Origin of the sequence: Sulfuritalea hydrogenivorans sk43H, from assembly GCF_000828635.1 — a bacterium.
In the GTDB taxonomy this organism is placed as follows: domain Bacteria; phylum Pseudomonadota; class Gammaproteobacteria; order Burkholderiales; family Rhodocyclaceae; genus Sulfuritalea; species Sulfuritalea hydrogenivorans.
Genome location: NZ_AP012547.1, coordinates 2956810 through 2982984, shown reverse-complemented (window position 1 = coordinate 2982984; position 26175 = coordinate 2956810). Strand labels below are relative to the sequence as shown.

The window sequence follows — 26175 nt, the reverse complement described above, 5'->3', positions numbered from 1 at the left end:
CGTGGATACCCGGATAGCGGAGATTTATCGGTATTCGTCGAGGGGTTTTATGCGGCCGGCAGACCCAGCGCGACACGCGCCTCGGCGGGACTCGCCACTTCGCGCCCGGCCCGGCGCGCGCATGCGGCGAGGGCTTCGATCATGGCGCCGTTGCCGGCGGCGCGGCTGCCGTCGGGCAGGTAGAAGCTGTCCTCCAGCCCGGTGCGCAACATGCCGCCGAGTTCGGCGACGCGCTGGTGCAGCGGCCAGATTTCGGCGCGGCCGATCAGCGTCGCCTGCCACGACGAGCCGGGCTGGATCCAGCGCAGCAGCAGTTGCAGCAGGTCGGCGTCGACCGGCATGCCCGAGGCGACGCCCATGACGAAGTTGTATTCGGCATGGTTCGCGAGTTGTGGTGACATTGCGGCTTTCCGGTACATGCCGACCGAACGCACGATGCCGACGTCGAAGCATTCGAACTCGGGGCGGGTGCCGGTCTCGGCCATCACGTCGAGGAAGGCCTGCACCTTCTCCACGGGATTGTCGAAGACCATCGGCGGCCAGGCCCAGCGGCCGTCGTCCTTCAGCTTCAGGTAGTTCAGCGTGCCGGCGTTGCAGGCGGCGATTTCGGGTTTGACGCGGCGGATGCAGGCGGCAGGTCCGGAAATGTCGGCGCCGATGACGCCGGTGGTGAGGTTGATGATGACGCCGGGGCAAGCGGCGCGGATCGCGTCGACGATCTCAGCGGCGACTGCCGGGTCCCACGAGGGCAGATGGCCCATGCCGGGCTCCTGGCGGCGCAGATGCACGTGCATGATCGAGGCGCCGGCATCGAAGGCTTCGCGCGCGGCCGCTGCCATTTGGCTCGGCGTGACCGGCACCGGATGCTGCTTCGGATCGGTCAGCACGCCGGTCAGCGCGCAGGTCAGGATGGCTTTGTCATGGGTGGTCATGGGGCTTCCTCGATGCTCAGTTCGACAAGTATGGCACCGGCCGCCACCTGCTGGCCGGCCAGCACGCGAATGGCGGCGACGGTGCCGGCGGCGTTGGCGGTGACGCGCATTTCCATTTTCATGGCTTCGATCACGGCCAGGGTCTGGCCGGCGATCACCGTGTCGCCAGCGCCGACTTCGAGCCGGGCCACGGTGCCGGCGACGGCGGCGCGGGCGTTGCGCGGATCGAGGAGGATTTCGACGACGGGGAAGGGGGATGCTTCGGTGAAAACGAAGATAGCCGCAGCGCGCGCGAGGTGCAGCGTGTCGCCGTCGCGGTGAATGATGGCGTGGCGCGTGACGCCGCCAATCGTGTAACGCAGCCGGCCGTGGTCTTCGGACTCGATGCGGAGGTCGGTCGCCGTTACCTGCCCGCGAAGCGGAGTCCCAGGTACGCAGAGCGGAGCAGCGCCGACTCTTACGCTGTCGCCCTCCAGGCCAATTCGCAGCTTCCGGGTCTCGCCGTCGCACGCCAGTATCAGGTCGAAGCCGGCGGCACTGGTCGCGCGCCAGCCGGGTTCGCCGGCAAACATTGCGGCAGCCAGTTGCCAGTCATCTTCCGTTGGCGTCGGCCGCTGGAGTATTGCTTCGCCGTTGGCGGCCCATTCGTCGAGCAACGACGTGTGCATGTCGGCCCGGCGAAAACTGCCGTGGTCGACCAGGTCGCGCAGCAGGCGGCCGTTGGTCGGCAGGCCCAGCAGCGGCGCGTCTTCGAGTGCCGCCATGAGGCGTCGGATGGCGTCCTTGCGGTCGCGGCCGTGAGCGATCACTTTCGCCACCATCGGGTCGTAGAAAGGCGTTACCGCGCCACCTTCGGCGATGCCTGAATCGATCCGCACGCCGGAGCGCAACGCGGCTTCGGGCCGGAAATGCAGCACCGGGCCGGTCTGCGGGGCGAAGCCGGCATAGGGATCTTCGGCATACAGCCGCGCCTCGATGGCATGCCCGCTGAAACGAATCTCGTCCTGGCGCAGCGGCAGGGCTTCACCGGCGGCGACGCGCAATTGCCACTCGACCAGATCCTGGCCGGTGATCATCTCGGTGACCGGGTGTTCCACCTGCAGCCGCGTGTTCATTTCGAGGAAGTAGTGGCGCAGCTCCTGGTCGACGATGAATTCGACGGTGCCGGCGCCGCGGTAGCCGACCGCCAGCGCGGCGGCCACGGCATCACGGCCCATGGTTTCGCGCATGGCGGGAGTGACGATGGGCGAGGGCGCTTCCTCGATCACCTTCTGTCGCCGCCGCTGCGTGGTGCAGTCGCGCTCGCCCAGATGCACGGCATTGCCGTGGGCGTCGGCGAAGATCTGGATTTCAATATGGCGGCCTTGCGGAATCAGGCGTTCGAGCATCAGCGTCGCATCGCCGAAGGCGGCCAGCGCCTCGCGCCGGGCGCCGGCGAGTGCCTCTGGAAAATCCGACGCGTTCTGTGCCAGGCGCATGCCGCGGCCGCCGCCACCGGCGACGGCTTTCACCAGCAGCGGGAAGCCGAGTTTTTCCGCCTCCGCGATGAGCCGCTCGTCGCTCTGGTCTTCGTCGAGGTAGCCGGGCGCCGTCGGCACGCCGGCGGCGATCATGCGTCGCTTGGCGCCGGCCTTGTCGCCCATGGCGCTGATCGCGTCGGCGGGCGGACCGATGAACACCAGCCCGGCCTCGACGCAGGCGCGGGCGAAGTCGGCGTTCTCGCTGAGGAAGCCGTAACCCGGATGCAGCGCCTGCGCCCCGCTTGCCCTGGCGGCGGCCAGCAGCGCGACGCTGTTGCGATAGGAGTCGACCGCGGGCGCCGGGCCGATGCGCACGGCTTCGTCGGCAAGTGCTACGTGCGGCGCGTTAGCATCGGCGTCCGAATACACTGCCACTGTGCGGTAGCCCAGCGTGCGCGCAGTGCGCATGATGCGACAGGCGATCTCGCCGCGATTGGCGACCAGGATCTTGCTGAAGCTCATCATGGCGCCCAGGAGGGTTTGCGCTTCTGCAGGAATGCCGTGGTGCCCTCGATGCCTTCGCTCCCCTGTGCAGCCAGCGAGAAGGCGGCGGCGGCTTCGTCGATCAGCGATTCCGGCGCGGCCAGCCGGGCCTTGGCGATCAGGCGCTTGGTCGCCGCGACTGCGCCGGGTGCGCAGGCGAGAATGTCATTCAGCACATTCGCCAGTGCTCCGCTCAGCGCTGCTTCGTCGTCGGCCACGGCATGCACCAGGCGCAGGGTGAGGGCGGTTCGCGCATCGAGTTTGCCGCCGGTGACCGCCAAGCGTTTGGCTTCGGCAAAGCCGAGGCGCTCGACCAGGTAGGGCGCGATTTGCGCCGGCACCAGCCCGAGCGAGGTTTCCGGCAGGCGGAAGCTGGCCGAGGCATGGGCCAGCGTGACATCGGCGGCACAAGCCAGGCCGAAGCCGCCACCCATCACCGTGCCTTCGACCACCGCCACCACGGCCAGCGGCGTGCGGGCGAATTCGGCGCAGAGCCAGCCGAAACGCGTGTTGGTGTGGGCCACCGGATCGCTGTCCTCGCTGGCGCGCGCCGCCGCCATGTCCTTGAGGTCGGCGCCCGCGCAGAAATGTCCGCCGGCGCCGCGCAGCACGATGACGCGGGTGACGCCGTCGGCTTCGGCGGCATTCAGTGCCGCGAGCAGCTCGTCGACCATGGCCAGCGACATCGCGTTGCGTACCTCGGGCCGGTTAAGCGTCAGGTGTAGCACGCCACCGTCTTGGCGGATGCTGAGGGCGCGGTATGCGACGGCCATGTTCATCCTCCCCTGGGCAGGGTACCTTCGAGCTTGGCGATGATGCCGAGCATGACTTCGTCGGCGCCGCCGCCGATCGACACCAGGCGGCCATCGCGCCAGGCGCGCGAGACCGGGTTGTCCCAGGTGTAGCCCATGCCGCCCCAGTATTGCAGGCAGGAATCCGCCACCTCGCGGTCCAGCCGGCCGGTCTTGAGCTTGGCCATGGACGCCAGCTTGGTCACGTCCTTGCCCGCCACATAGTCCTCGACGGCGCGGTAGGTCAGCGCGCGCAAGGCCTCGACTTCGGTGCGCAATTCGGCGAGGCGGAAGTGCACCACCTGGTTGTCAAGGATGGATTTGCCGAAGGCCTGGCGTTCGCGCGTGTAGGCAATGGTCTGGTCGATCATGTTGTCCATCATGCGCAAGCTGCTCGCGGCGCCCCACAGACGTTCCTCCTGGAACTGCAGCATCTGGTAGGTGAAGCCCATGCCTTCCTGGCCGATGACATTCGCCTGCGGCACGCGCACGTCGTCGAAGAACAACTGCGCGGTATCCGAGGCGTCCATGCCGATCTTGATGATCTTCTGCCGGTTGATGCCCGGCGCGTTCATCGGCACCATGATCAGCGACTTGTTCTTATGCGGCGCGCCTTCCGAGGTGTTGGCCAGCAGGCAGCACCAGTCGGCCTTCATGCCGTTGGTGATCCACATCTTGCTGCCGTTGATCACGTAGTCGCCGCCGTCCTTCCTCGCTGTGGTCTTCACCGCGGCGACGTCCGAGCCGCCGCCGGGCTCGCTGACGCCGAGACAGCCGACCATGTCGCCGGCGATCGCCGGGGCGAGGAATTCGCGCTTCAGCGCTTCGGAACCGAAACGGGCCAGCGCCGGCGTGCACATGTCGGTCTGCACGCCGATGGCCATCGGCACGCCGCCGCAGGCGCAATCGCCGAGCGCCTCGGCCATGACCATCGAGTAGGAGAAGTCGAGTTCCTGGCCGCCGTATTCGGCCGGGTACTTGAGCCCCAGCAGGCCGAGGTTTCCGAGCTTCTTGAACACTTCATGGGAAGGAAACTGCTCCGCTTCTTCCCATGCGGTGACATGCGGATTTATCTCCTCGCGCACGAAGCGGCTGACGGTGTCGGCAAGCTGGCGATGTTCGGCGGTGAATTGCATGAAGCTTCCTTTCTAGAATCGGGCGACGCCGAAGCTGTTGGGGTTCAATTGGCGTGCGGCGCCCTCGGCGATGACGTCGAGGCAGAAGCCGAGTACGCGGCGGGTATCGCGCGGATCGATGATGCCGTCGTCCCACATGCGCGCGGTACCGAACAGCACCGAGGATTCCTTCTCCAGCCGCAGCCGCAGGCCTTCGCTCATGGCGGCCAGCGCCGCTTCGTTGGCGGGTTGTCCGGCGCGTTCGAGCTTGGCGCGGCCGACGATTTCCATCACCTTTGCCGCCTGCGCCGCGCCCATGACGGCGGTGCGCGCCGAGGGCCACGAGAAAATGAAACGCGGATCGAAGCCGCGGCCGCACATGCCGTAGTTGCCGGCGCCGTAAGAGCCGCCGAGCACGACGGTGAGCTTGGGCACGCGGGCGTTGGCCACGGCCTGGATCATCTTCGAGCCATGCTTGATCGCCCCGGCCCGCTCGGCTACGGAGCCGACCATGTAGCCGGTGGTGTTCTGCAGGAAGATCAATGGCGTATTGCTCTGGTCACAAAGCTGGATGAATTGCGCGGCCTTGGTCGAGCCGTTGGGCTGGATCGGGCCGTTGTTGCCGAGGATGCCGACCGTGTGGCCGTGCAGGCGGGCGTGGCCGCAGATCGTGTCGCTGCCGTAGGTGGCCTTGAATTCGAGAAAGTCGGAGGCGTCGACCAGGCGCGCGATGACTTCGCGCACGTCGTAGGGCTCGCGCTCGTCGGCGGGGACCAGTCCCATCAACTCCCCGGCAGGGAAGTGCGGGGATGAAAAAGTCGGCGCTGCTGCGCTCTGCGTGCCTGGAATTCCGCTTCGCGGGCAGGCAACGGCGTTCCAGTTGAGTTTATCCATGACTTCGCGTGCCATGGCAAGCGCATGGGCATCGTCCTCGCAAAGGTACTCGCCCAGGCCGGTGACGCCGGCGTGGGTCTCGGCGCCGCCCAACGACTCCTCGTCCACGTCTTCACCGATGGCTGCCTTGACCAGCGGCGGCCCGGCCAGATAGATGCTGGAGCGCCCGCGCACCAGGATCACGTAGTCGGATAGCCCCGGCAGATAGGCGCCGCCGGCGGTGGAGGCGCCGTGCACCACGGCGATCTGCGGAATGCCGGCGGCGGAAAGCCGCGCCTGGTTGGCAAAGCTGCGACCGCCCTCGATGAAGATTTCCGACTGGTAGATCAGGTTGGCGCCGCCGCTTTCGACCAGGTAGAGCAGCGGCAGGCGGTTGTCGCGGGCGATCTCCTGCGCGCGCAGGCTCTTCTTCAAACCCATCGGCGGGATGGTGCCGCCCTTGATCGCGCTGTCGCTGGCCATCACCACGCAGCGCTTGCCGCTGACGGTGCCGATGCCGATGATGGAACCGCCGCCGAGCACCGACGTACTGCCGTCGTCGTCGTGCATGCCGAGGCCGGCCAGCGTGGCGAATTCGATGAAGTCGCTGCCGCGATCGAGCAGGCGCGCGACGCGCTCACGCGGCAGCAACTGGCCGCGCTTTTCGAACTTGTCGCGCTTCGATGCCGACTCCTCGCGCACCTTCTGTTCCAGTGTGCGCACCTCGGCGAGCCGCTCGCTCATGCGCGCGACATTGGCGGCGAAGGCTGCCGAACCCGTGTCGAGCAGGGAGGTCAGCCGCGGCATCAGGGTTCCTTCAGCACGTCCGGCATCACGGCGCGATGGAAGCCATCGAAGGGTACCGAGCGCTTGTGGTCCGGGATCGGAAACAGCGGCGTGTCGAGCGGTGCGCCGCCGTCGATGGCCAGCGTGACGCCGGTGATGAAGGCCGCGCCCGGCGACAGCAGGAAGCAGATCGTGGCGCTGACTTCGGATTCGGTGCCGAGGCGACGCAAGGGCACGTGCTTCTTCAGCTTCGGAATCATTTCGCGCACCGGGCCCTTGTAGGTATCGAGCCCGGCGGAGGCGATCCAGCCGGGCGCCACGGCATTGACGCGCACGCCGCTGGCGGCCCATTCGACGGCGGCGGTCTTGGTCAGGTTGGCCATGCCGGCGCGCGCGGCGCCCGAGTGGCCCATGCCCGGCATGCCGTTCCACATGTCGGCGGTCATGTTCACGATGGCGCCGCCGTGGGTCTGCATGGATTGCAGGTAGAGCTCGCGCATCATCAGGAAGCCGCCGGTCAGGTTGTTGGCCAGCACTGTCTCGAAGCCCTTCTTGCCAATGGCCATCAGCGGCGAGGGGAACTGCCCGCCGGCGTTGTTGACCAGGCCGTGGATGCGGCCATGGCGGCCCACCGCCTCCTGTACCGATGCCCGGACCGCGTCTTCGTCGCGGATGTCGAAGGCGGCGAATTCGGCGCGGCCGCCGTCCTCGGTGATTTCCGCGGCCACCTGTTGCAGCTTGTCGGCGCTGCGCCCGGTGAGGATCACCGTGGCGCCGAGCGCGGCGAGCTCATGCGCGACGCAGCGGCCGATGCCGCTGCCGCCGCCGGTGACCCAATGCACTTCGCCGGCGAAGAGGCGGGGGCGCAGCACGCTGGCGTAGCGGGAAAAGGGTTCTCCGTCCTTGGTTTCGGCGCTGCTCATGCGTCGTTCTCCTTGCGTGGCCAGTCATGCGCCGGCTTGTTTCGGTACATGCTACCGAGTGCTTACGTTAACGTCAACATCATCTCTATAAAGGAATATTTATCTTGAAAGCGAGAGCGCGGCTTGTTAGGATGGGGCAATGAAAGCGAAGACACAACGCGCCGCCGTTGCCCGCCCGCGAAGCGGAATCCCGGGCACGCAAAGCGAGCCAGCGCCGACTGACAGCGAACTCCATGGCATCACCGAACTGGCGCGGGAATTCGGCATCTCGCTGCGCGCGATCCGTTTCTACGAGGACAAGGGGCTGCTGGCGCCGTGCCGCATCAACGGCGGCCGGGCCTATACGCGGCGCGACCGGGTGCGGCTGGGCCTGATCCTGCGCGGCAAGGCGGTGGGCATGTCACTGGCCGAGATCGAGCACATCCTGTCGCTGTATGGCGACCATGGCGAGGGGCACGCAAAGCAGCTCGAGTACCTGGTCGGCCGCATTGATACGACGATGACAGAGCTCGAGACGCGGCTCGGCAACATCGCGGCCATGCTCGCTGAACTGGGTGAGGTTCGCACCCAGCTCAAGAAGTCCCTGGCGGCGAAACGCCGCGCGCGCAAGGCCTGATCAGGCTTTTGCGAGTTCGGCGCGCAGCGCGCCGATCACCGTGTCGTAGCGGTGCGGGTCGCTGTCCTTCGCGGCGCCGAATACGGCCGAGCCGGCGACGAAGGTATCGACCCCGGCCTGCGCCACTTCCAGGATGTTCGCCGGGCCGACGCCACCGTCGATTTCGAGGCTGACGTTCAGGCCGCGTGCATCGATCATCTGGCGCACCTTGCGTGCCTTGTCGAGCACGTAGGGGATGAACTTCTGCCCGCCGAAGCCGGGGTTGACCGACATCAGCAGCACCATGTCGAGCTTGTCCAGCGTGTATTCCAGCACGTCGAGCGGGGTGGCCGGGTTGAACACCAGGCCCGGCTTGCAGCCGCATTCGCGGATCAGGGCGATGGTGCGGTCGACGTGTTCCGAGGCTTCCGGATGGAAGGTGATGTAGGTGGCGCCGGCCTTGGCGAAGTCGGGGATGATACGGTCGACCGGCTTGACCATCAGGTGCACGTCGATCGGCGCCGTGACGCCGTGCTTCTTCAGCGCCTCGCAGACCAGCGGGCCGATGGTCAGGTTGGGCACGTAGTGGTTGTCCATGACATCGAAGTGCACGATGTCGGCGCCGGCGGCGAGTACGTTGTCGACTTCCTCGCCGAGCCGGGCGAAGTTGGCGGAAAGAATGCTGGGGGCGATCCTGAAGGTCTTGGACACGGCGAACTCCCGAAAGTGGATGCGCCGATTCTACCGGCGGCGCGGCGCGGTGGATTCAGGAAATGTGATGACGGGTATAAGCAGATCGCCGTGTCGGACCTTGTCTGCCGGGAATTCCGCTTCGCGGGCCGGCAAGCGCCGACTTTTGCCGGATCAGGGCAATTTTCCGGCAGCGACCATGCGGTTGAACAGCGTGCTCTTGGACAGCCACAGCATCTGGTCGTCGAACGCGGTGCCTTGCGGTGCGTTGACAAAGGCAGGGTCGGCGGCGAGGGTCGATTGTGGATTGGGGTTGTGGTTTTCCTCGGTGCCGGCGCCGCCCGTGCCTGCGTTCTTGCCGATCGAATAGATGACGGCAACGGCGTCGGTGGAAAGCGCGGTATTTGCCGCACAGGCCGCTGTCGCGGTTCCCGGAGTGGCCATGCCGACGCCCGTACTGCAGACCTTCAGGTCTGGCGCCAATACCGTGATTCCGGTGGTTTTCATCCCGTTCTGGGTGGTGAAAGCGCTGGTGTTTGCCGTACTGATCGCATAGCGTACGCGTCGAATGGTTTCGCCGCCCCAGCCATCGAGAAGATAGCCTTGCGCGTCGACCGGTGACAGTCCCACCGTGGCCGCGGGAAAGAAGCCGTCGTAGGGATTGGTGCATACACCGCCGCCGACGGGGCTTTCCACTCCGTTGCTGGCCGCGGTGGCCGGACAGGGCAGGCGATCATTGGCCATGGCAAATCCGAGAAGGGCGTCACGTGCTTCCGCGAGGGTCTTCTGCGTATCGCCATGGTTGCGGATATCTTGCTGTCCGGACAACGGCAGCAACATGCCGCCCAACAGAAGCGTGACGATGAACATCACGACGGCGAGCTCGATCAGCGTGAAGCCGCGCTGGGAGGAGACCGGCTTCGGTCGGACGACCCCTCTGTGTAGAGAGCCTGCACGTTGGGAATGGATCAGCTTCAACTTTCCTCCTAAATCAAGTCTGGGAGCCTGGCAAGGGGCCTTCCACGATTATTGCTTGCGCGTCCGCGGAGGGATCGGGGCCGACGACCCACTTCAACTGCAGATCGGCATTGTGCTCGAAAGTCAGCCGTGGCGGGACGGCGAATATCATGGCAGCCACGTAGTGAACATGTTGCTGATTCGTACTTCCTGATCCTGCGTGCGCTGCGAGCCTGTAAAACCAAGCCTGGTCTTGCGCAGCCCTTGACGATAGCAAATGTTGTCCGTGCCGCAGGTCTGGTTGGTCGGACAGCTTCCGGAACTGCAGGCAGATCCGCCGACATCGAACACACGTGCGGTATCACCGAGCGTTTCAGTGAATGTCGGGTAGAGCAGGCTCATGGGGCGCGTGGTGTCCTTCATGGCGGTGATCTGGTTCGCCACGGTGACGCTGTCGGGAAGAATCCAGACCTTGGTTTGCAGGGTGGTCTTGCTCAACTCCGCCGCCGGGTCGATGGCACGCGTCGGTGTTATCTCGACCCGGACGTGGAACAACTGGCCGCCGGTACGCAAATTTACGAACTCGATACCCGGCGGCGTGTCCGGGTTGCGTGGCGGGCGGCGTACCGTGGCGATGCTGCCGGCAGTTGGAAAGCCATGCACGTTGTCATCGCCATCGGGGAGCGTGACCACGTCGGTGGCATTGGCGGCTTCATGACCCCAATAGACAATCGCAGAGTGAGAGCTGGCGGTTTGCGCCGGGATGGCGCCGCAGCTGGAGAGGTAGCAGGGATCATTGCGCCCGACCGCTGTCGACGTCTCGCCACTAAAGCCTGGGAAGCCGGAATTGCGTGACTGGTCGAACTCGATACCGACCTTGGGGGAGCGCAGCTTGGGAGTAAAACTGTTGTTACCCGAATAGCCGAGATGGCTTCCGGCAGAGCCACAGGGCAGGGAGGTGTTGCTTTCCGTATCTATCAACGCAAAGACGAAGCCGGTATTGCCGACGCTGGTTCCGAGTGTCGCAAATGAAAACTGGAAGTAGCTGCGCAATCCCGAGCCGAGCGTCTTCTCATCTGCGATCCAGGCACAACCGAACAGGGCGGCCGAATCCGCGGTGAAGTTCGTGACATTTTCCTTGCCCAGCGTCAGCGTGCCGGTTGCCGCGTCGTAAGCCACCAGTTGTTGTGCCGCGCTCAGGTTCGGCGACTCGACCGTGGTCAGGTTGGCTCCGCTTGGAATGCAACGCACGATGTCCTGACTTGCGGACTGGCTGCTCGATACCTGGGCGAGCAGGCTGGGCCCGCTGAAGTTCAGTGCGCCTGTGGTGATGAAGCCGGTCAGGTTGGTGCCTTCGAGATAATTGGCTGGAGCATTGCGCTCGGCGCTTGTTCCCCGCGCTTGGCCGCTGCCGCGCTGGCCGGCGAACATGACTACCGCCGGACAGGTCTGGGCAACTCCATCAACAGTCGCCGTGAAATCGCTGGCAATCTTCGAAGCGACGAAGACCTGGTCGCGGTAGTGGCTGAAGTAACCAAGCGGATTCTGTGCATCGTCATAGCAGGTGCTGCTCGGGATGCGGCCGACGGTTTTGTCGGCAGGGGCAGTGAAACCGCTCAGCGCATCGGGCGTGAAACCGGTGCCTGCCGCAACCTGGTCGCGCAGGCAGGTGGCCATGCGGTCGAGCATGGCGTTGATGTCGGTGCGGAAATAGCTCGATCCGCGCAGGGTGCGGAACAGCAGTTCGCTGGTGACTGTGGCCCCGGCATCGTTGGCGACCAGTGTGCAAGGCAAGGGGTCGTTCGACGCGCAGTTCCCGGCCCAGAGCGCCCCGTCGCTGCGGCGGTTGATTATGCCGCCCGCCGACAAGGACTTGTTCGCGGCCGATGTGTCGCCGCTTGCATTGTTGGTCGAGCCGGCCAGATAGTTGGTGATGCCCCCCAGATTTGTCGCAACGACAGGATCCAGGTAGTTGCCGACGACATAGTTGCCTCCGCATTCGGTCACGCTGTCGGTCGTCGAGGCGCTGCGATCCTGGCCCGTCAGCGGCGGTCCTGGCGAGAAGATGACGGCAATGGGGCGATCGTGGGCCGAAGCGACGGCGCTGATCATTGCTGCGGTGCCGTTGGCGACGACGACATCCATCTGGCTCAGGGTATCCCAGTTCATCGGGCTGGCCTGCTGGATGCGCTGGTGGCTGCCGGATACCGCATACCAGAGGCATTCGCCGTGACTGTCCCTGAGCGGCCCGGTACCCAGGGTGCGCCAGGGGAAGCGGCCGATCACCGTGACATTGGACCCATTGCCGGCGAAGTTGTAGGCCTCGCAGCCCTCCTTCAAGTAGCAATCAACATCCGTTGCATTCTGATTGCGGGAACTGCCGAGATCGGGTAGCGGCAAATAACCATAGACCTGACCCGCGGTGCCGGTCTTCAACTGATCTTCGCGAAACCTCACTGCATAGCCGATCAATGCCTCGCGCGCCTGCGTCAAAGCCTCGTTGGTGGTCTGCTGGTGGCGCGCGCGCATTAGCTCCGGCGAGAGATTGCTGATGAAGAAATACAGCCCGCCCATTGCGAGCAGCGCAATCAGCGCGATCAGCACGAAACCGCTTTCGCCGGCGCGGCGCGGCAAGGGGCTCCGGCGCGACCCGCTCATGATCTCGTTCAGCGACCGTTCTTGGCCGGTGTTATGACGCTGCCGCTGCCCAGTCGCGTGTTGCGCTCGCCGGTGGCCCGGTTCATGGCTTCGCCGACCTTGAGCTGCGCCGGGGCTTCTTCACCGGGGGCGAGGGTCGCGCTGCCCGGCGACTTGGGCGAGATCACCGCATTGACGCCGGTGCGCGACGCTTCGCTCTCGGTTTGCGCCTGGCGGTTGACCCATACGGTCGCCTTGCCGCTGGACCGATAAACGACGCCGTCGAGGCTCATGCTGGTGCCCTGCAGGGACTGGGTTTCCTGGACGTTGAAGGTGCGCTGGTGTTCCAGCGATGCGCGCCGCTCCGGCGTGAAGAACAGGCGGCCGAGTTCCGGGGCATCGGCGGCATGGGCCGGAACGAGCAGGACCATGCCGACCAGATTGGCCAAACCGGCCGACGCTATCCTGGCGAGACGTGTCATTTGTCGTCCTTCAGGGTAATCCATTCGAGGGTGCAGTCGGCCTTCAGCTGGGCGAGGTTGCCGCTGCGAATGGTGTTGCCCGTTGCAATGCGTTCGATGGTGCAGGAACGAACCTTGACCAGCGCCTGCACGGTGTCGCGCAGCTCGGCAAGAAACGCCAGAAGTTCGGCTTCGTGCAGCAATTCGAGTTGCAGTCGCATCTGGCTCGACATGAGCTCGAAGCCGCCGGCCAGTGCGCCTCCCGGCAGCAGGGTGGAATCCACTTGCCGCTGTGGTGAGAACTCGTAATCCAGTTTGAGGATGCGGCGTGCGGTCTTGATGCGGGCAATGGCCTCGATCCAGTCCAGGCGATGCTCCGCACCGATATAACCCCTGGCCTTGAGCTCCTGGAAGCGGGCAATCTTGTCGCGCAGTTCCTGCTGCTCCTCGCTCGCCCGGGCAAGCTTGGCCTGCATGTCCCTGCGTGCGGCGGTGACTTCCTTGAACGTCTTTTCGCTGTTCTTTTTCAGTTGATGGGTCGTCCACAAGGCCCCCCCGCCAATCAGGGCCATGATGACCAGGAAGGCAATGGCCCATTGCAGGCGTTTAAAGTCCTTTGCGTCGAGCTTCATGCGTCTCCCACCCTGTTTCTCACCGCATCCCTCACATTTGGCGCGCCAGGCGCAAGGAGAACTTCGGCACATCCGCAAGCTGCGCGTCGCTTCTTCCGGCGGCACTCTTGAGCGGCTTGTCGGACTCGATGTCGAAGGGCCGGCTGAGCACCTTGACGTCTGTCTGGGGGTCGCGGAGCCGCGTGGCGAAACTTTCGATCAGTTCGATCTGGGCCCGTTGATCGGTGACCAGGCCGAGGGGCAGTTGCGCCTGTATTTCAACGACGGCCCAGTTTCCCGCGGGGGCGTTTCCCGGCGGAGCCGCGCCGGCTCCCGGTTTTGCCCGCTCCGCGGGTTTCTGGCCGCCTTCGAGACGGTCGCTGATCTTCCAGGTCAGGCGGGTCAGCTCGACCCGTGGGGTATCGTTAAGCGCCATGCTGAGGTGCAGCAGCAGGGGTTCCATCGCAGGCGCGCGCCTCTGCAGGGCCTCCAGGCGACCCATTACCGCGCGCAGATTGTCAGGGGTGATGCTGATCTTGGGCAGGCCCTCGAGAATGCTGTTGTAGCGCTGAGTGTCGGTCTCGGTAAGCGCTTTGGTGGCCTGGATGCTGTCGCCGAGTTCGTAGAGATTGAGGCTGGTCTTGCCGGCAAACAGCAGACAGGCGGCGAGTACGATCCACGCTGCGCTGGTGAGGGCAAAGCGGATCTGCCAGAGCTTGTGGAAGCGCCTTTCGGTTGCAGGGGCGAACTGATGCGCTGGTGTCTTGGTTGCCAGGCAATGGATGAGCAGGCTGTCGGCGTTGCTGTCGACAGGAATGTCCTTCAGCCCTTGCTGCCGTGCATTGGCCGCAAGGTCAATGAATTCGAACTGAAGCTCGTTGGTGTTGAGGCAGTAGTCCTGCAATGTCGGCATCTGCCCGGGGTGGGCCAGGACCACGGTGCGCAGGGCAACGCCGCGCGGTATCTGTCGCTGTGCGACGAGGTACTGGAATATCTTGGCCGCGTCGTTGGCGCTGGTGCGTCCGATTTCATCCAGGCTCTGGGTGGCAAGCTGCGACAGTCTGGAGAAGTGCAGCTTGCCCTGGTCGAAGAAGGTCTGCCGCACTCCGCCGCGGGTCAGGCTGACGAACAGGACCGGACCGCTTTCACCCAGCAGTTGGGGGGCGCATCCGGCTAGTATCAGCGGTACCGAGTAGACGCCGGCAAGTATGGCTTCGGCTTCGCGCAGCGTTTCCAGCCAGGGTGCGAAGGTTTCAACGCGGGTGAGCGCGGCGAACAGCAGCTTTTCGTCGCGCCGGCCGTCCTTCGCGCGGCCCAGCGAGATCGCGGCCGAGAGCGGGGTGTTGTAGTAGTACTGGCTGAGGCGGCGCTGCAGGAGGGCAGCGCGGTCCGCACCCTGGACATAGGGAAGGTCTTCCAGCTGGAAACCTTCTTCGGCAGTGTCCGCCAGCACGTAGAACAGGCTGGACTGATGTTTCTTTACATAGGCCGCAAGCGCTTCCAGGCCGGCCGGTTCATGGCTGAATTCGCCCTCGACCTTGATGCGGCCCGCACTCCAGTGGTGTGCGGTGAGGAAGGGCCCGTCGAGAAGAAGAATGCGCTTGGCGGCCATCAGGTTTTCATCTTGGTGATGATGTCGTAGATCGGACCGAGCACGGCCATCATGATCCAGCCCAGCAACAGGCCGATGGTCACGGTCATTACCGGTTCGATCATGGCCTGGACTTTTTCGATGGATTCGCGCACGTCGCGATTATAGAAGTAGCTGACATTGGCCAGTGCGGCATCCAGTGCGCCGGTACTTTCGCCCACGCGCAACATGCGCAGTACCAGGGGCGGAAACATTCCGGCGGTCTGGAAGGCGGCGGTAACGTTCTGGCCTTCGGCGATCAGGCTCCCGACCTTTTCCAGGCCTTCCTTGATGACGAGGTTGCCGACCACGTCCTCGGTGGCCTTGATCGAGTCGAGAATGGTGATGCCGGAACTGTACATCATGGCAAATACCGACGCGAAACGGGACAGGATGATCTTGCGCAGGATATCGCCGATATAGGGCAGGCGCAGCTTGGCGTCGTCAAAGCGATAACGCGCCGCCTTGCTGGTGCTGACCAGAAAGGCGACGATGGCGGCCAGGATGACCGGCAGGCCAAGCACGACATACCAGTAGCCGACGAAGAACTCCGACGTGGCGATCAGGATCTTGGTCTGTGTCGGCAGTTCCTGTCCCATGTTGCGAATGAAGCCGGCCATCTTCGGCACCAGGTAGATCATCATGAACAAGGTGATGGCAACCACCACCGTGCCGAGAAAGGCCGGATACATGATCAGCTTTTTGGTGTGGGCGGCGAGTTCGTCCTGCCACTTGAGCGATTCAAGCAGGTTGTTGAGTACTTGCGGCAGGGCTCCGGTGTCTTCGCCGGCACGGATCAGGCTGACCATCACTTCGTCGAAAGTGTGCGGGTGCTCGGCCAGCGCCTGCGAGAGCGTCTTGCCGCCCTCGATGCTTTCCACCATGCTGGCGATGACTTCGCGAAAGCGCGGATTTTCGAGGCTGTCGCGCAAGTCGGTGAGGCTTTCGATCAGCGACACGCCCGCGCGCGCGAGTTGCTCCAGGTGAAAGCAGAAGTTGATCAGTTCCTGGCGGGTGATCGTGGCGCGGTTCATCAGGCCGCCCTGCTTGATGGTGTCGCCGGTGATGAAGTCGAGCTCCATGCGCTTCAGGCGCATTTCGAGGTCGATCGGATTGATGGCTTCCAGTCGGCCTGTCACGGTCCTGCCGCTGCTGTTCATCGCCTTGTAGGCATAGAGGGCCATGATCGGGATGCGGGCGAAATTGCGTGCGGGGGTGCGCGGTGCCGCCGGGCGGCTACATCCGCTCCGTCAGGTCGATGACGCGACCCACTTCTTCGATGGAGGTCGAACCGTCGAGCACGCGCCGCAAGCCATCTTCCGACAGCGGGCGGAAGCCCTTTTCCATGGCGAGGGTGCGTATCTCGCGCTGCGGAGCACGGCGACTGATGAGGTCGTCGAGGTCGTTGTCGAGGCGCAGCATTTCCATGATGGCAATGCGGCCCCGATAGCCCTGGTATTCGCAATGGTCGCAGCCGGCGGCACGATAAAGAATGGGGGCGGGCTGGCCGCTGACGACACCCATCAGCTTGCACTCGTGGGCCTCGGCGGGATAGGGCTTGCGGCAATGGGTGCACAGGCGGCGCACCAGACGCTGGGCGAGAATGCCGATGATGTTGCCGGCCATGATGTCGGGCAGCACGCCGATGTCGAGCAGGCGCGGGATGGCGCCCAGCGCCGAGTTGGTGTGCAGGGTCGAATACACCTGGTGGCCGGTCATGGCGGCGCGGAAGGCCATCTCGGCGGTGTCCGCGTCGCGGATTTCGCCGACCAGGATGATGTCCGGGTCCTGGCGCATCATGGAACGGATGCCGTTGGCGAAATCCAGCTTGGCGGATTCCGCCACCGAGGTCTGGCGGATCATCGCCATCGGGTACTCGACCGGGTCTTCGAGGGTCATGATGTTCACGCCCTCTTCGTTGATGTGGTTGAGCACCGAGTAGAGCGTGGTGGTCTTGCCGCTGCCTGTCGGGCCGGTGACCAGGATGATGCCTTCCGGGCGCGCCACCATCAGCTTCATCAGCCCCATCTGGTGGTCGTCGAGGCCCAGCCGGTCGAGCGGCACGATGCCCTTCTGCCGGTCGAGGATGCGCAGGACGATGTTTTCGCCGTGGATGGTCGGTTGCGAGGCGACGCGGAAATCGACGGCATGGCCGCTGATGTTGAGCGATATGCGACCGTCCTGCGGGGCGCGGGTCTCGGCGATGTTCATGCCGCTGATGACCTTGATGCGCACCGCCATGGCGGCCCAGTAGGATTTGTGCAGGGCGCGGATCTGGCGCAGGATGCCGTCGATCCGATAGCGGATGCGCAGGAAGCTGGCTTCCGGCTCGAAGTGGACGTCGGAGGCGTCACGCTTTACCGCGTCGGTGAGCAGTGCGTCCACCAGTCGAACCACCGGCTGGCTGTATTCGTCGAGCGAGGCGGACAGGCTGCGATAGTCGATCTCGCCGGTTTCGATTTCGTGCAGGATGCCGTCGATCGAAAGTTCGTGACCGTAGTACTGGTCGATGGCATGGGCGATTTCCGATTCGCCGGCGAGCAGCGTTTCGATCACCAGTTCGGGATGGATCAGCGTGCGCAGCTTGTCCAGGGCGACGATGTCGTTCGGATCGGCGATGGCGATCCTGAGCTTCTGCTCGGGCTGCGAGTAGCTCAGCGCCAGCAGCATGTGGCGCCTGGCGAGATCTCGCGGCACCAGACGCAAGGCATCGCCGTCGATGATCGAATTGGCCAGGTCGACGGCTTTCTGCCCGAGCGATTCGCCGAGCGCGTCGCGCAGCGTGGCCTCGGAGACGAAACCCAGGGAAACCAGCAGCTTGCCAACCGGCTGGTTGGATTTCATCTGCTCCAGCAGCGCAATGCGCAGCTGATCCTCGCTGATCACGCCTTGCGTGATGAGAATCTGGCCTATGGGGCGGCGGCTGGTCGGTGAATTCATACGAGCATCATTATCCCGCATCTGCTGCCCGGGGCAAGCTCTGTGTCATGCATTACGGCGCTTTGCGGGGCGGCGTCAGGGCTGCAGGGAGCGCAGTCTTGCAGCAGCCTGGGCCTTGTCGAAACCGGCTGTCCGGGTTTGCGCGGCGGCGATGGCCTGGCTGTAGTACTGCGCGGCGAGCTTGTTCTGGCGCAAGTGTTCGAGGCTGATCGCGAGGTTGTAAATGATGTCGGGATTATCCGGCTCGGCGTTGTGGGCCCGGAAATAAGCCTGTTGAGCCTCGTTCCAGCGGCCGTGTCGCGCATAGAGGTTGCCCAGGGAAAACTGGGGTGCGGCGAGGTCGGGCTGGTCGGCCGAGAGGGTCTTCAGCCGGCTTTCCGCGGTACCGGGATCGATCTGCCCGCGCATGTTGATCAGGGCGGACATGGCCACCGTATCATGCGGATCGGCCTCCGTGATTCGCCGATACAGCAACTCGGCCTGGTCGAGGTGGCCCTGCCGTACGGCGATGGCAGCCAGACCGTGCAGCGCATCGGTGTTGCGCGGGTCGGCCCGCTGGGCGCGTTCGTATTCGCGTTGCGCCAAAGCGAGGTCTCCCCGATTGAAGGCATCGAAGCCGCCGATCAAGGCGGGATTGACCTTCAGCGGCGCCCTGGTGACGCGTATCGGACCATCGGCTTCGGCCGGTGCGGGGGGGGCTGTGCGACGGGGCTGGGCCGCCGCCCTGGCGGCAACCGGGGCAGTATCATCGTCTTCCTCGTCCGCTGGCTGCGCGGCCGGACGTGCCCCTGTTGGCGCGGAACCCGGAGCAGCAGCGGGTGGCGTGGCAACAGTCGGCGCTGGCGCTACGGCGGCAGGCCTCGAAGCGGCAGTCGGGGTGGCGGACGGAGGCGGCAGCGCCATCCGGTTGGCGAGGAGGGGTGTCTTTGGCTGCAATTGCCACCAGAAATATCCACCGATGCCGCATACGGAAAGCACGGTCAGCACGCCAATGGCAATGGCAAAGTTTTTCCGTGCCGGCGGCTTGTCGGCTTGCTTGGCGGCAAACAGGTTCTGGGCTGCCGATTGATTCTGCGGCGCACTTTGCCTGGTTGCAGCGGGCCGGGGCTTGACCGCCGCCGCCGTCAAGGCGGGGGTGTCGGCAACAGCGGCCGCTGGCTCGGCGGCCGGTTCGCGCGGCGGTGCCGGCGGTGGTGGCGCCTTCAAGCGTGCCGACGCAGCCTGCTTGGCTTCGGCAAGAAACTGGGCGTCGAGTTCTTCAAGATGCGAAGGCAGGTGCGGCAGATTTCCGGAACCCGAGCCACTCTCGGCGACCGGCTCGGGTATCGCGGCCCCGCGTGTTCCCGAGTCATGCAGGGGTTCAAGCGTAAATCCGCCCTGGGCCGGCGCTTCCGGCGGGCTGCCCGCATTCTCGCCTTGCCCCTGGCGTTTCGCCAGTTCGGCTTTCTTGAGGGCGTCCATGAGCAGGCTCATCGAGCGCCTGCTCCAAGCGTGTCGGCTTGTTTCTGATTGGAACCCGCCTTGCCGGAGAAGAATTCCCGACTGGGCAATTGGTCGCGGAAGCTGCGATAGTCGCCGTTGATGCTCGGATCGCGAATGATGGTGGGCTTGAGAAAGATCACCAGTTCGGTCTTGGTGGTGGTGTCGTTGCGGTTGCGGAAGAAATTGCCGATGACGGGAACGCCGCCAAGGCCGGGGATTTCGTTGGTGTTGTAGTTGACCCTGTCTTCCATCAGCCCGCCCATCACGGCTACTTCGCCGTCCGAGAGGCGAAGCATGGACTCCATTTCTCGCGTCTGGATTTCGGGAACGACATTGGCGACCGCCAAGCCTGGGGTCGGATCGGTTTTTCCGGCGCCCTTGAGGCTGGAGATGGTGGGCCGCACGTTCAGCAGGATGCTGCCGTTCTCGCTGATTTGCGGCGTGACGCTCATCACCAGTCCGACCGATACCGATTGGGGTGTCGAGGTGAAGTTGTTGGTGGTGCCCGTCGTGGTGGTTGTCGAGTCGTTCTTGATCAGGAAGTAGACCACGTTATCCACGACCTTGAGCATCGCGGTCTGGTTGTTGAGTACGCTGATTTTCGGGCTGGAGAGGACTTTGACCTTGCCGAAGGTTTCCAGGAGGCTGAGCGTGGAGGAAAGACCCAGCCCGGGGGCGACGTAGTTGAGCAGGAAGGCAAACGCACCCGGGGTCGTGCCACTGACCGTCGCGAATGACCCCGAGGAGGCGGTGAACGGATTCGGTACCGGAACTCCGGTCGGATTCTGGGCCGCCGAAAATCCCGCGCCCGGCGAGCCCGGACGCAAGGTGCGCAGGCTCTGCCAGTTGATGCCCTGCTGGTAGTTGTCGCTCAGGCTGACCTCGGCGATCGTGGCTTCGATGATGACCTGACGCCGCGCATTGGTCAGCACCAGATCGAGATATTCCTGAACTTTTTCATGTTGCCTGGATGTAGCGCGAACAACCACGACACCGGCTTCCGGGTTGATGATGATCGAGGCGGCTTCGCGGAACGTGGTGCGTTTGACGACGGTGGTACCCTGCTGCTGCAAGTTTGCCGGATTCGGGCTGCCCGCGAGGCTGGTGGTTGCACCGCCTGACCGGTTCGAGGCCGATGGCGCGCCCTGGGCACCGGTACCGGTTGTAGTTTGCTGATCCGCGCGTTCGATGACTGTTTCGCTCGATCCCTCGGGCAGGATCTTGTCGGTCTCGCGCAGGATGTCCTTCAGGTTCTTGTCCAGCGATTGCCAGAAATTGTTCTGTGCCGAACTCTTGACCGAGGTATTCGAGTTGTTTCCGCCGCCGCCCGTTGCCGTCCCACCGGTGGCACTGGTGCTGGTCGATGCGATCTGGGTGTTGATCGAGACGGTGCCGCTCACGTCGCGCGACATGTTGACGTAGTCGACCTTGTAGTTGCGCAGGAAGGGCGTATCCGGCATCACGACCAGATTGGGGCCATCCAGTTCCCAGCGCATATCGACCTGCTTCGAGATGCGCGTCAGGATTTGCTGCAGGGTTTGATCTATGGCGTTGACGGTGACGATGCCGCTGATGCCCGGATGGATATCGACATTCAGCTTGGCGTCGCGAGCCAGCGCGAACAGCAGTTCCTGTACCGGAATGTTGCGCACGGAAACCGAATAGGACTCGGTCTTGGCTGCTGCCCTGGGACGCGAAAGAGTGACTGTCGTGGCTACTGGTACCGGGATGTCCTTGACCGCCGGTACTTCAGCTTCGGCACGTATGTGCCCGGCAGACGGAGGCTGCGGTGGATTGCTGCCGCACGCTGCCAAAACTAGGCTGGCAAGCAGCGCAACCGGGACCGGCGGAGTTACTAGTGGGCGCAAACGAACCCCCGATTAGGTAATTTGACAACTGAAATTAGCATAACACATTATGTTTACGATGCAACTCAATGATTTAATAGGCTGATACGGCTCAGTTTCGACGTTCCGGAATGCTTCAGCGAAGACGTACGACCTGTCGCGGATAGGGTTTTATCACCCGCAGCGACTTTGGCAGATCACCTATCGCAGCGACCGCTGCTGCCCGCGTTGCATATTCTCCATACATGACTCCATAGCGTGGCTTGCCGCTGAGTTCGGAGTAATACACACGGACATTGTCCATTTCCGGCTTGCTGGGCGGCAGCCTTCGCAACATGGATTCGATTTCACCATGCCGGCTTGCGTCCGTGGCGAACACTTGAATGAACCAGCGGTCGTTTGGCTGTTGTTCCAGCCAGGCGCGTCCCGCTTCAAGCCTTGCCTGGGTTAGCGGTCCGGCACGGGGTGGCGATGGTGGCGATGGTGGCGTGACGTCGGCGGGCTCTGCCTTGGTCTCGGGTGGAGGCGTTGCGCCCGGTGCGGGCGACGGTGCGGGTGGCGGGATCGTGGCGGGTGGCGGGACTGGCGCGGCAGAGGCGACCACTGCGGCCGCAGGCGCAGCCGGTGCTATCGGTGTGATCGCGGACGTTGCGGGAATGGCTGGATCGTTGTGCGATGCGGTCAGCAGCCAGGCGATTCCCGCCAGGGCGGCCAGGCCGAGCAGGGCGGCAAGCCAGAGTGTCCGCGGCTTTTTCGTTCCCCTGCCGCCGTAGGTTGCTTCGCTGAATTCGCAGTCCCGAATGGCAGCTTGTATCTCCTTGGTGCCAATCTGGTGGCTGCCCGCGGAAAAGGCCGCAAGCAGGCTCTTGTCGGCGAGGATGTTGATCCGGCGGGTAAGACCGAGCGAGCTTTGCGCGATCATCTTCAAGGCCGGCGGCGAGAACACGCTGGGGCCCTTGTAGCCCGCGGCGCGCATGCGGAAGTCGAGGTAGTGGGCGATGTCGTCGCGCACCAGCGGCTCCAGGCCGAAGTTGTGGGTGATGCGTTCCTTCAGTTGCCGCATGTCCGGGCGGGCAAGAATGTCGTTCAGTTCCGGCTGGCCGAACAGCACCAGTTGCAGCAGCTTGTTGCGGTTGGCCTCGAGGTTCGACAGCAGACGGATTTCTTCCAGGGTTTCCGCCGGCATGGCATGCGCTTCGTCGATCAGCACCACGACCTGCCGGCCTTCGCCGAAGGACTTGATCAGGTGGTCCTGCAAGGCGCGCAACACCACGGAAGAGCGTGCGTTGTCGGGAACGTTGAGGCGCAGTTCGTCGGCAATCGCATAGAGGATGTCATCACGCGACAGCGACGGATTGGCCAGATAGATGATGGTGACGTTTTCCGGCAGGCGTTCCATCAGCACGCGGCAGAGCATGGTCTTGCCGCTGCCGACTTCGCCGCTGACCTTGACGATGCCTTCGTCGTGGGTAACGGCATAGATCAGTGCGTCAAGCGTCGCGCCGCGATTGGCCCCGTCAAAGAAAAAGTCGGTATGGGGCGTGATGCGGAAAGGTGCCTCGCTAAGTCCGAAGTGGTCCAGGTACATGGTGTCGGTCAGGCAGTCCGGTCTCTCATTGCTGCGGGTTGGCGCGCTTTCAGTTGCGGCCGCTTTGCTTGACGCCACTCAAGCCGGCGTTGGCCTTCACAGAAGCCGCGCTTTCCCGGGCCAGCGTGTCGATGCGATTGTAAAGCGTGGTGCGGTTTATGCCGAGCAGTCGCGCTGCCTGGCTCATATTGCCATGGGCGACCTGCTGCGCGGCTTCGATGTAGGCTTCTTCCCAGCGTCGCAGGGTGGCGTCGAGGTTGAAGTCGCGGTGGTCCTGGATATCGTTCAGGGCAATCGATACGAGTTCATCGCCGGCCATCAGAGTCGGCGCTGGCGGGACGCCGATTGCATGGGTCTCATTGCCGGGATCCAGTTCGGCTTCGAGCTCCTTGATGCCGACCTCCTCGCCGGCAAACTTGGTCGTCAGGCGAATCGCGATATTGCGCAATTCACGGACATTTCCCGGGAACCGGTAGGCCAGCAGGCGTTCCGTCGCTTCCGTGGTGAGCCAGAAACGCGGCAGGTTGGCCTGTGCCGCGTAGACCGAACGAAAGTGTTCGAGCAGGCGGATGCGATCGTCGCCGAGATCCCGCAGCGGCGGTATGGCGATCGTGAATACCGACAGCCGGTGGTACAGGTCGGCGCGGAAGCGCCCTTCGCGAACTTCTTTCTTCAGGTCGCGGTTGGTTGCCGTGACGATGCGCGCGGCCGAGTGGCGCGCCTGGGTCTCGCCGATGCGCTGGAATTCGCCGTTTTCAAGCACGCGCAGGAGTTTTGGCTGCAGATCGAGGGGAAGTTCGCCGATTTCATCGAGAAACAGCGTTCCATCCGACGCGTCCTCGAAATAACCCGTTCGCGGGCCGCTGGCACCGGTGAATGCCCCCTTGCTGTGGCCGAACAGCGTGGCTTCCACCAGGCTGGGCGAGATCGCGGCGCAGTTGAGCGCCAGATACGGCTTCGCGGCGCGCTCGGAGAGCCGGTGCAGGGCTGCGGCGGCAAGTTCCTTGCCGCTGCCCGACTCGCCTTCGATCAGCACCGGGAAGGGCGAACGTGCGAACTGCCTGAGCTGGGCCCGCAGTTTTTGCAGTGGGGCGCTGTCGCCGATGAGGCCGTCATCCATCTCCGGCGACGTGTCTCTAAAAGACAACACGCGGCGGATCAGCTTGCGCAGGTATTCCGGATCCGCCGGCTTCGCCACGAACTCGGTTGCGCCGAGCGCTCGCGCATGACGCGCATTAAGCTCGTCGCTCTGGCCGGACAGCACCACGATCCGGGTTTCCGGCGCATGGGCGAGGATGTCGGCGATCAGGGCGAAACCTTCATCCGGACGATGGGGCGTGGGCGGCAGGCCGAGGTCGATCAATGCCAGGGCAGGGGCGGCTTTCCCGCCGCGCAGCAATTCGATCGCCTCGCTGCGCGTCGATGCGGTGCTTACGGCGTAGTCACGGCCGAGAAAATAGCCCAGTGCGTCGGCGATCAGCGGGTCATCGTCGACGATCAGCAACTCGATTTTGCTGTCGGATGAGGTCAAGGATGGGGCGAGGCGGGGGTTGGTTGAGTCAATTCGGGCATCATAGCGGAAAGTGGGAGCGCCCAATTTCAGTTGTGGATGGCGTTTACCCCGTTCTTCACCCGCTGCGGCCAAGCGTCGGACCATCCGATTCTGCTAAAATTATCCGCTGTGAATTTGACCGGGGTTCCCGGTGTGGACATGTCTCAGGAATCTCTTGTCGAAATCCGCGATCTGAACTTCACGTACGACAGCCGGCCGATACTTACCGGAATCAACATGACGATTCCACGCGGCAAGGTTGTGGCCGTGATGGGGAGTTCGGGCTGCGGCAAGACCACAACCCTGCGCCTGATCGGCGGCCAGCTGAAGCCGACTTCAGGCGAGGTGAGGGTCGGCGGACAGGTGGTGCACGAGCTGGGTTCCGATGGTTTGTACGGCCTGCGTCGGCGCATGGGCATGCTGTTCCAGTTTGGCGCCCTGTTTACCGACATGTCGGTGTATGACAACATTGCCTTTCAGATGCGTGAGCACACCAACCTGCCGGAAGCCCTGATTCGCGATCTGGTCATGATGAAACTGCATGCGGTGGGCTTGCGCGGCGCACATGACCTGATGCCGGCGGAACTTTCCGGCGGCATGGCCCGTCGGGTTGCCCTGGCGCGTGCGATAGCGCTGGATCCGATGCTGATCATGTACGACGAGCCTTTTGCCGGCCTCGATCCGATTTCGCTGTCCATCGTCGGCGAATTGATCCGCAAGCTGACCGACGCGCTGGGCGCCAGTTCGATCGTCGTCACCCATGATGTACAGGAGTCATTGAAAATCGTCGATTATGTCTATTTCGTCTCCGAAGGAAAGATTGTCGCGGAAGGCACGGCCGAGGAGATGAAGCATTCCACGGTGCCCTATGTGCATCAGTTCATCTGGGGCGAGGCCGATGGTCCGGTGCCTTTCCAGTATCCTTCCCGCCCCTATGGCGAAGAATTGATGGAAGGCGCGGTGCGTCGTGGATAACGGTCTGGCGCGGGGCCTGCGCAGGCTGGGGCAGCAGTTTACCGGGCGCATCTGGCGGCTCGGTTATGCCAGCCGCTTCTTTCTGGCCATCCTGATGTATTCGGGTACGTCGTTGCGGCGCATCCATCTGACCATTCGGGAAATCTACTTCACCGGCGTCCTGAGCCTGATCATCATTCTGGTCTCGGGCCTGTTTGTCGGCATGGTGCTCGGCTTGCAGGGCTATGACACCCTGGCGCGCTACGGTTCTACCGAGGCGCTGGGCGTTCTGGTCTCATTGTCTCTGGTCCGTGAACTGGGTCCGGTGGTTGCGGCCCTGCTGTTTGCCAGTCGCGCCGGTTCGGCAATGACCGCCGAAATCGGCATGATGAAGGCGACCGAGCAGCTTTCCGCCATGGAAATGATGGCCGTCGATCCGATTGCCCGTGTCGTGGCGCCGCGTTTCTGGGGCGGGGTGATTTCAATGCCCCTGCTGGCCGCGCTGTTTTCCGCGATGGGCATCTTTGGCGGCTATCTGGTCGGCGTGCAACTGATCGGCGTCGACGAGGGCTCGTTCTGGTCGCAGATGCAGGCATCCGTCGATTTTCGCGAGGACATCCTCAACGGCGTCATCAAAAGCTGTGTCTTCGGTGTCATCGTCAGCTGGGTCGCCGTATTCGAAGGCTACGATGCCGAGCCGACCGCCGAGGGCGTTTCCGGGGCGACCACGCGTACCGTTGTAACATCGTCGCTGGCCATTCTGGCCGCCGACTTCATTCTCACCGCCTTCATGTTTACAGGGACATGA

21 protein-coding genes are annotated in these 26175 nt (G+C 64.0%); 3 read left to right on the top strand and 18 right to left on the bottom strand.

What is annotated here, in order from left to right; translation table 11 throughout:
- Positions 1 to 47 precede the first annotated feature (47 nt).
- The 6 genes from SUTH_RS14325 to SUTH_RS14300 are packed head-to-tail and all read right to left on the bottom strand — an operon-like array spanning position 48 to position 7423.
- A complete protein-coding gene (locus SUTH_RS14325) occupies positions 48 to 932 on the bottom strand; it encodes a BKACE family enzyme (protein ID WP_041100197.1) in 885 nt (294 codons plus the stop codon).
- On the bottom strand, positions 929 to 2917 hold the full coding sequence (locus SUTH_RS14320; protein ID WP_041100195.1) for an acetyl/propionyl/methylcrotonyl-CoA carboxylase subunit alpha: 1989 nt from the start codon (positions 2915 to 2917) through the stop codon (positions 929 to 931). Before SUTH_RS14320 ends, SUTH_RS14325 begins: the two co-directional genes overlap by 4 nt.
- On the bottom strand, positions 2914 to 3708 hold the full coding sequence (locus SUTH_RS14315) for an enoyl-CoA hydratase/isomerase family protein (protein WP_193789300.1): 795 nt from the start codon (positions 3706 to 3708) through the stop codon (positions 2914 to 2916). The genes SUTH_RS14320 and SUTH_RS14315 overlap by 4 nt, the downstream gene beginning before the upstream one ends.
- Positions 3709 to 3710: 2 nt before the next feature.
- A complete protein-coding gene (locus tag SUTH_RS14310) occupies positions 3711 to 4862 on the bottom strand; it encodes an acyl-CoA dehydrogenase family protein (protein WP_041100191.1) in 1152 nt (383 codons plus the stop codon).
- A gap of 12 nt (positions 4863 to 4874) precedes the next feature.
- Positions 4875 to 6521, bottom strand: coding sequence for an acyl-CoA carboxylase subunit beta (locus tag SUTH_RS14305; protein ID WP_041100189.1), 1647 nt, complete (start codon positions 6519 to 6521; stop codon positions 4875 to 4877).
- Positions 6521 to 7423, bottom strand: a complete 903-nt coding sequence (locus SUTH_RS14300) for an SDR family oxidoreductase (protein WP_052473663.1) — start codon at positions 7421 to 7423, stop codon at positions 6521 to 6523. Before SUTH_RS14300 ends, SUTH_RS14305 begins: the two co-directional genes overlap by 1 nt.
- A gap of 139 nt (positions 7424 to 7562) precedes the next feature.
- Between SUTH_RS14300 and SUTH_RS14295 the strand changes: the two genes are divergently transcribed.
- On the top strand, positions 7563 to 8039 hold the full coding sequence (locus tag SUTH_RS14295; protein ID WP_084207423.1) for a MerR family transcriptional regulator: 477 nt from the start codon (positions 7563 to 7565) through the stop codon (positions 8037 to 8039).
- Here the strand turns inward: SUTH_RS14295 and rpe are convergent, their stop codons facing one another.
- From rpe to SUTH_RS14235, 12 genes are all read right to left on the bottom strand, one after another.
- Positions 8040 to 8729 (bottom strand): ribulose-phosphate 3-epimerase, encoded by a 690-nt coding sequence (gene rpe, locus SUTH_RS14290; RefSeq protein WP_041100187.1) that lies wholly within the window; start codon positions 8727 to 8729, stop codon positions 8040 to 8042. It abuts the gene before it with no gap.
- Between the two features lie 153 nt (positions 8730 to 8882).
- A complete protein-coding gene (locus SUTH_RS14285; RefSeq protein WP_084207422.1) occupies positions 8883 to 9686 on the bottom strand; it encodes a type II secretion system protein in 804 nt (267 codons plus the stop codon).
- A 147-nt stretch (positions 9687 to 9833) separates the two neighbouring features.
- A complete protein-coding gene (locus SUTH_RS14280) occupies positions 9834 to 12323 on the bottom strand; it encodes a hypothetical protein (RefSeq protein ID WP_148312948.1) in 2490 nt (829 codons plus the stop codon).
- A gap of 8 nt (positions 12324 to 12331) precedes the next feature.
- Positions 12332 to 12784, bottom strand: coding sequence for a hypothetical protein (locus tag SUTH_RS14275; protein ID WP_148312947.1), 453 nt, complete (start codon positions 12782 to 12784; stop codon positions 12332 to 12334).
- Entirely contained in the window at positions 12781 to 13395 is a 615-nt protein-coding gene (locus tag SUTH_RS14270; protein ID WP_052473661.1) for a hypothetical protein, read from the bottom strand. The genes SUTH_RS14275 and SUTH_RS14270 overlap by 4 nt, the downstream gene beginning before the upstream one ends.
- 31 nt (positions 13396 to 13426) lie before the next feature.
- Positions 13427 to 14986: a hypothetical protein gene (locus tag SUTH_RS14265; protein ID WP_041100181.1), complete on the bottom strand. Its 1560-nt coding sequence runs from the start codon at positions 14984 to 14986 to the stop codon at positions 13427 to 13429.
- Positions 14986 to 16188: a type II secretion system F family protein gene (locus SUTH_RS14260; RefSeq protein ID WP_041100179.1), complete on the bottom strand. Its 1203-nt coding sequence runs from the start codon at positions 16186 to 16188 to the stop codon at positions 14986 to 14988. The genes SUTH_RS14265 and SUTH_RS14260 overlap by 1 nt, the downstream gene beginning before the upstream one ends.
- Before the next feature lie 52 nt (positions 16189 to 16240).
- A complete protein-coding gene (locus SUTH_RS14255; protein ID WP_041100176.1) occupies positions 16241 to 17944 on the bottom strand; it encodes a GspE/PulE family protein in 1704 nt (567 codons plus the stop codon).
- Between the two features lie 75 nt (positions 17945 to 18019).
- Entirely contained in the window at positions 18020 to 19417 is a 1398-nt protein-coding gene (locus SUTH_RS18620) for a tetratricopeptide repeat protein (RefSeq protein ID WP_052473660.1), read from the bottom strand.
- Positions 19414 to 21078 (bottom strand): pilus (MSHA type) biogenesis protein MshL, encoded by a 1665-nt coding sequence (gene mshL, locus SUTH_RS14245; protein ID WP_231851022.1) that lies wholly within the window; start codon positions 21076 to 21078, stop codon positions 19414 to 19416. The genes SUTH_RS18620 and mshL overlap by 4 nt, the downstream gene beginning before the upstream one ends.
- Before the next feature lie 331 nt (positions 21079 to 21409).
- Positions 21410 to 22861 (bottom strand): ExeA family protein, encoded by a 1452-nt coding sequence (locus SUTH_RS14240; RefSeq protein ID WP_041100174.1) that lies wholly within the window; start codon positions 22859 to 22861, stop codon positions 21410 to 21412.
- Positions 22862 to 22910: 49 nt separating this feature from the next.
- Positions 22911 to 24392 carry a sigma-54-dependent transcriptional regulator gene (locus tag SUTH_RS14235; RefSeq protein WP_052473658.1) on the bottom strand — a complete coding sequence of 494 codons (1482 nt, stop codon included), beginning with the start codon at positions 24390 to 24392 and terminating at the stop codon, positions 22911 to 22913.
- Positions 24393 to 24572: 180 nt separating this feature from the next.
- On the opposite strand from SUTH_RS14235, the gene SUTH_RS14230 reads away from it, so the two are divergent.
- Together SUTH_RS14230 and mlaE are read left to right on the top strand one after the other, a co-directional pair.
- Entirely contained in the window at positions 24573 to 25388 is an 816-nt protein-coding gene (locus tag SUTH_RS14230; protein WP_041100171.1) for an ABC transporter ATP-binding protein, read from the top strand.
- Positions 25381 to 26175: a lipid asymmetry maintenance ABC transporter permease subunit MlaE gene (gene mlaE, locus SUTH_RS14225; RefSeq protein WP_231851021.1), complete on the top strand. Its 795-nt coding sequence runs from the start codon at positions 25381 to 25383 to the stop codon at positions 26173 to 26175. The genes SUTH_RS14230 and mlaE overlap by 8 nt, the downstream gene beginning before the upstream one ends.

Excerpts from the sequence above, each read along its gene's own strand:
- SUTH_RS14315 (WP_193789300.1), bottom strand. The coding sequence starts at position 3,708 with ATGGCCGTCGCATACCGCGCCCTCAGCATCCGCCAAGACGGTGGCGTG.
- SUTH_RS14320 (WP_041100195.1), bottom strand. The coding sequence starts at position 2,917 with ATGATGAGCTTCAGCAAGATCCTGGTCGCCAATCGCGGCGAGATCGCC.
- SUTH_RS18620 (WP_052473660.1), bottom strand. The coding sequence starts at position 19,417 with ATGAGCCTGCTCATGGACGCCCTCAAGAAAGCCGAACTGGCGAAACGC.
- SUTH_RS14230 (WP_041100171.1), top strand. The coding sequence starts at position 24,573 with ATGTCTCAGGAATCTCTTGTCGAAATCCGCGATCTGAACTTCACGTAC.
- SUTH_RS14270 (WP_052473661.1), bottom strand. The coding sequence starts at position 13,395 with ATGAAGCTCGACGCAAAGGACTTTAAACGCCTGCAATGGGCCATTGCC.
- SUTH_RS14310 (WP_041100191.1), bottom strand. The coding sequence starts at position 4,862 with ATGCAATTCACCGCCGAACATCGCCAGCTTGCCGACACCGTCAGCCGC.
- SUTH_RS14305 (WP_041100189.1), bottom strand. The coding sequence starts at position 6,521 with ATGCCGCGGCTGACCTCCCTGCTCGACACGGGTTCGGCAGCCTTCGCC.
- SUTH_RS14280 (WP_148312948.1), bottom strand. The coding sequence starts at position 12,323 with ATGAGCGGGTCGCGCCGGAGCCCCTTGCCGCGCCGCGCCGGCGAAAGC.
- SUTH_RS14325 (WP_041100197.1), bottom strand. The coding sequence starts at position 932 with ATGACCACCCATGACAAAGCCATCCTGACCTGCGCGCTGACCGGCGTG.
- SUTH_RS14300 (WP_052473663.1), bottom strand. The coding sequence starts at position 7,423 with ATGAGCAGCGCCGAAACCAAGGACGGAGAACCCTTTTCCCGCTACGCC.
- SUTH_RS14295 (WP_084207423.1), top strand. The coding sequence starts at position 7,563 with ATGAAAGCGAAGACACAACGCGCCGCCGTTGCCCGCCCGCGAAGCGGA.
- SUTH_RS14265 (WP_041100181.1), bottom strand. The coding sequence starts at position 14,986 with ATGGCCGCCAAGCGCATTCTTCTTCTCGACGGGCCCTTCCTCACCGCA.
- SUTH_RS14240 (WP_041100174.1), bottom strand. The coding sequence starts at position 22,861 with ATGTACCTGGACCACTTCGGACTTAGCGAGGCACCTTTCCGCATCACG.
- SUTH_RS14260 (WP_041100179.1), bottom strand. The coding sequence starts at position 16,188 with ATGGCCCTCTATGCCTACAAGGCGATGAACAGCAGCGGCAGGACCGTG.
- SUTH_RS14255 (WP_041100176.1), bottom strand. The coding sequence starts at position 17,944 with ATGAATTCACCGACCAGCCGCCGCCCCATAGGCCAGATTCTCATCACG.
- SUTH_RS14275 (WP_148312947.1), bottom strand. The coding sequence starts at position 12,784 with ATGACACGTCTCGCCAGGATAGCGTCGGCCGGTTTGGCCAATCTGGTC.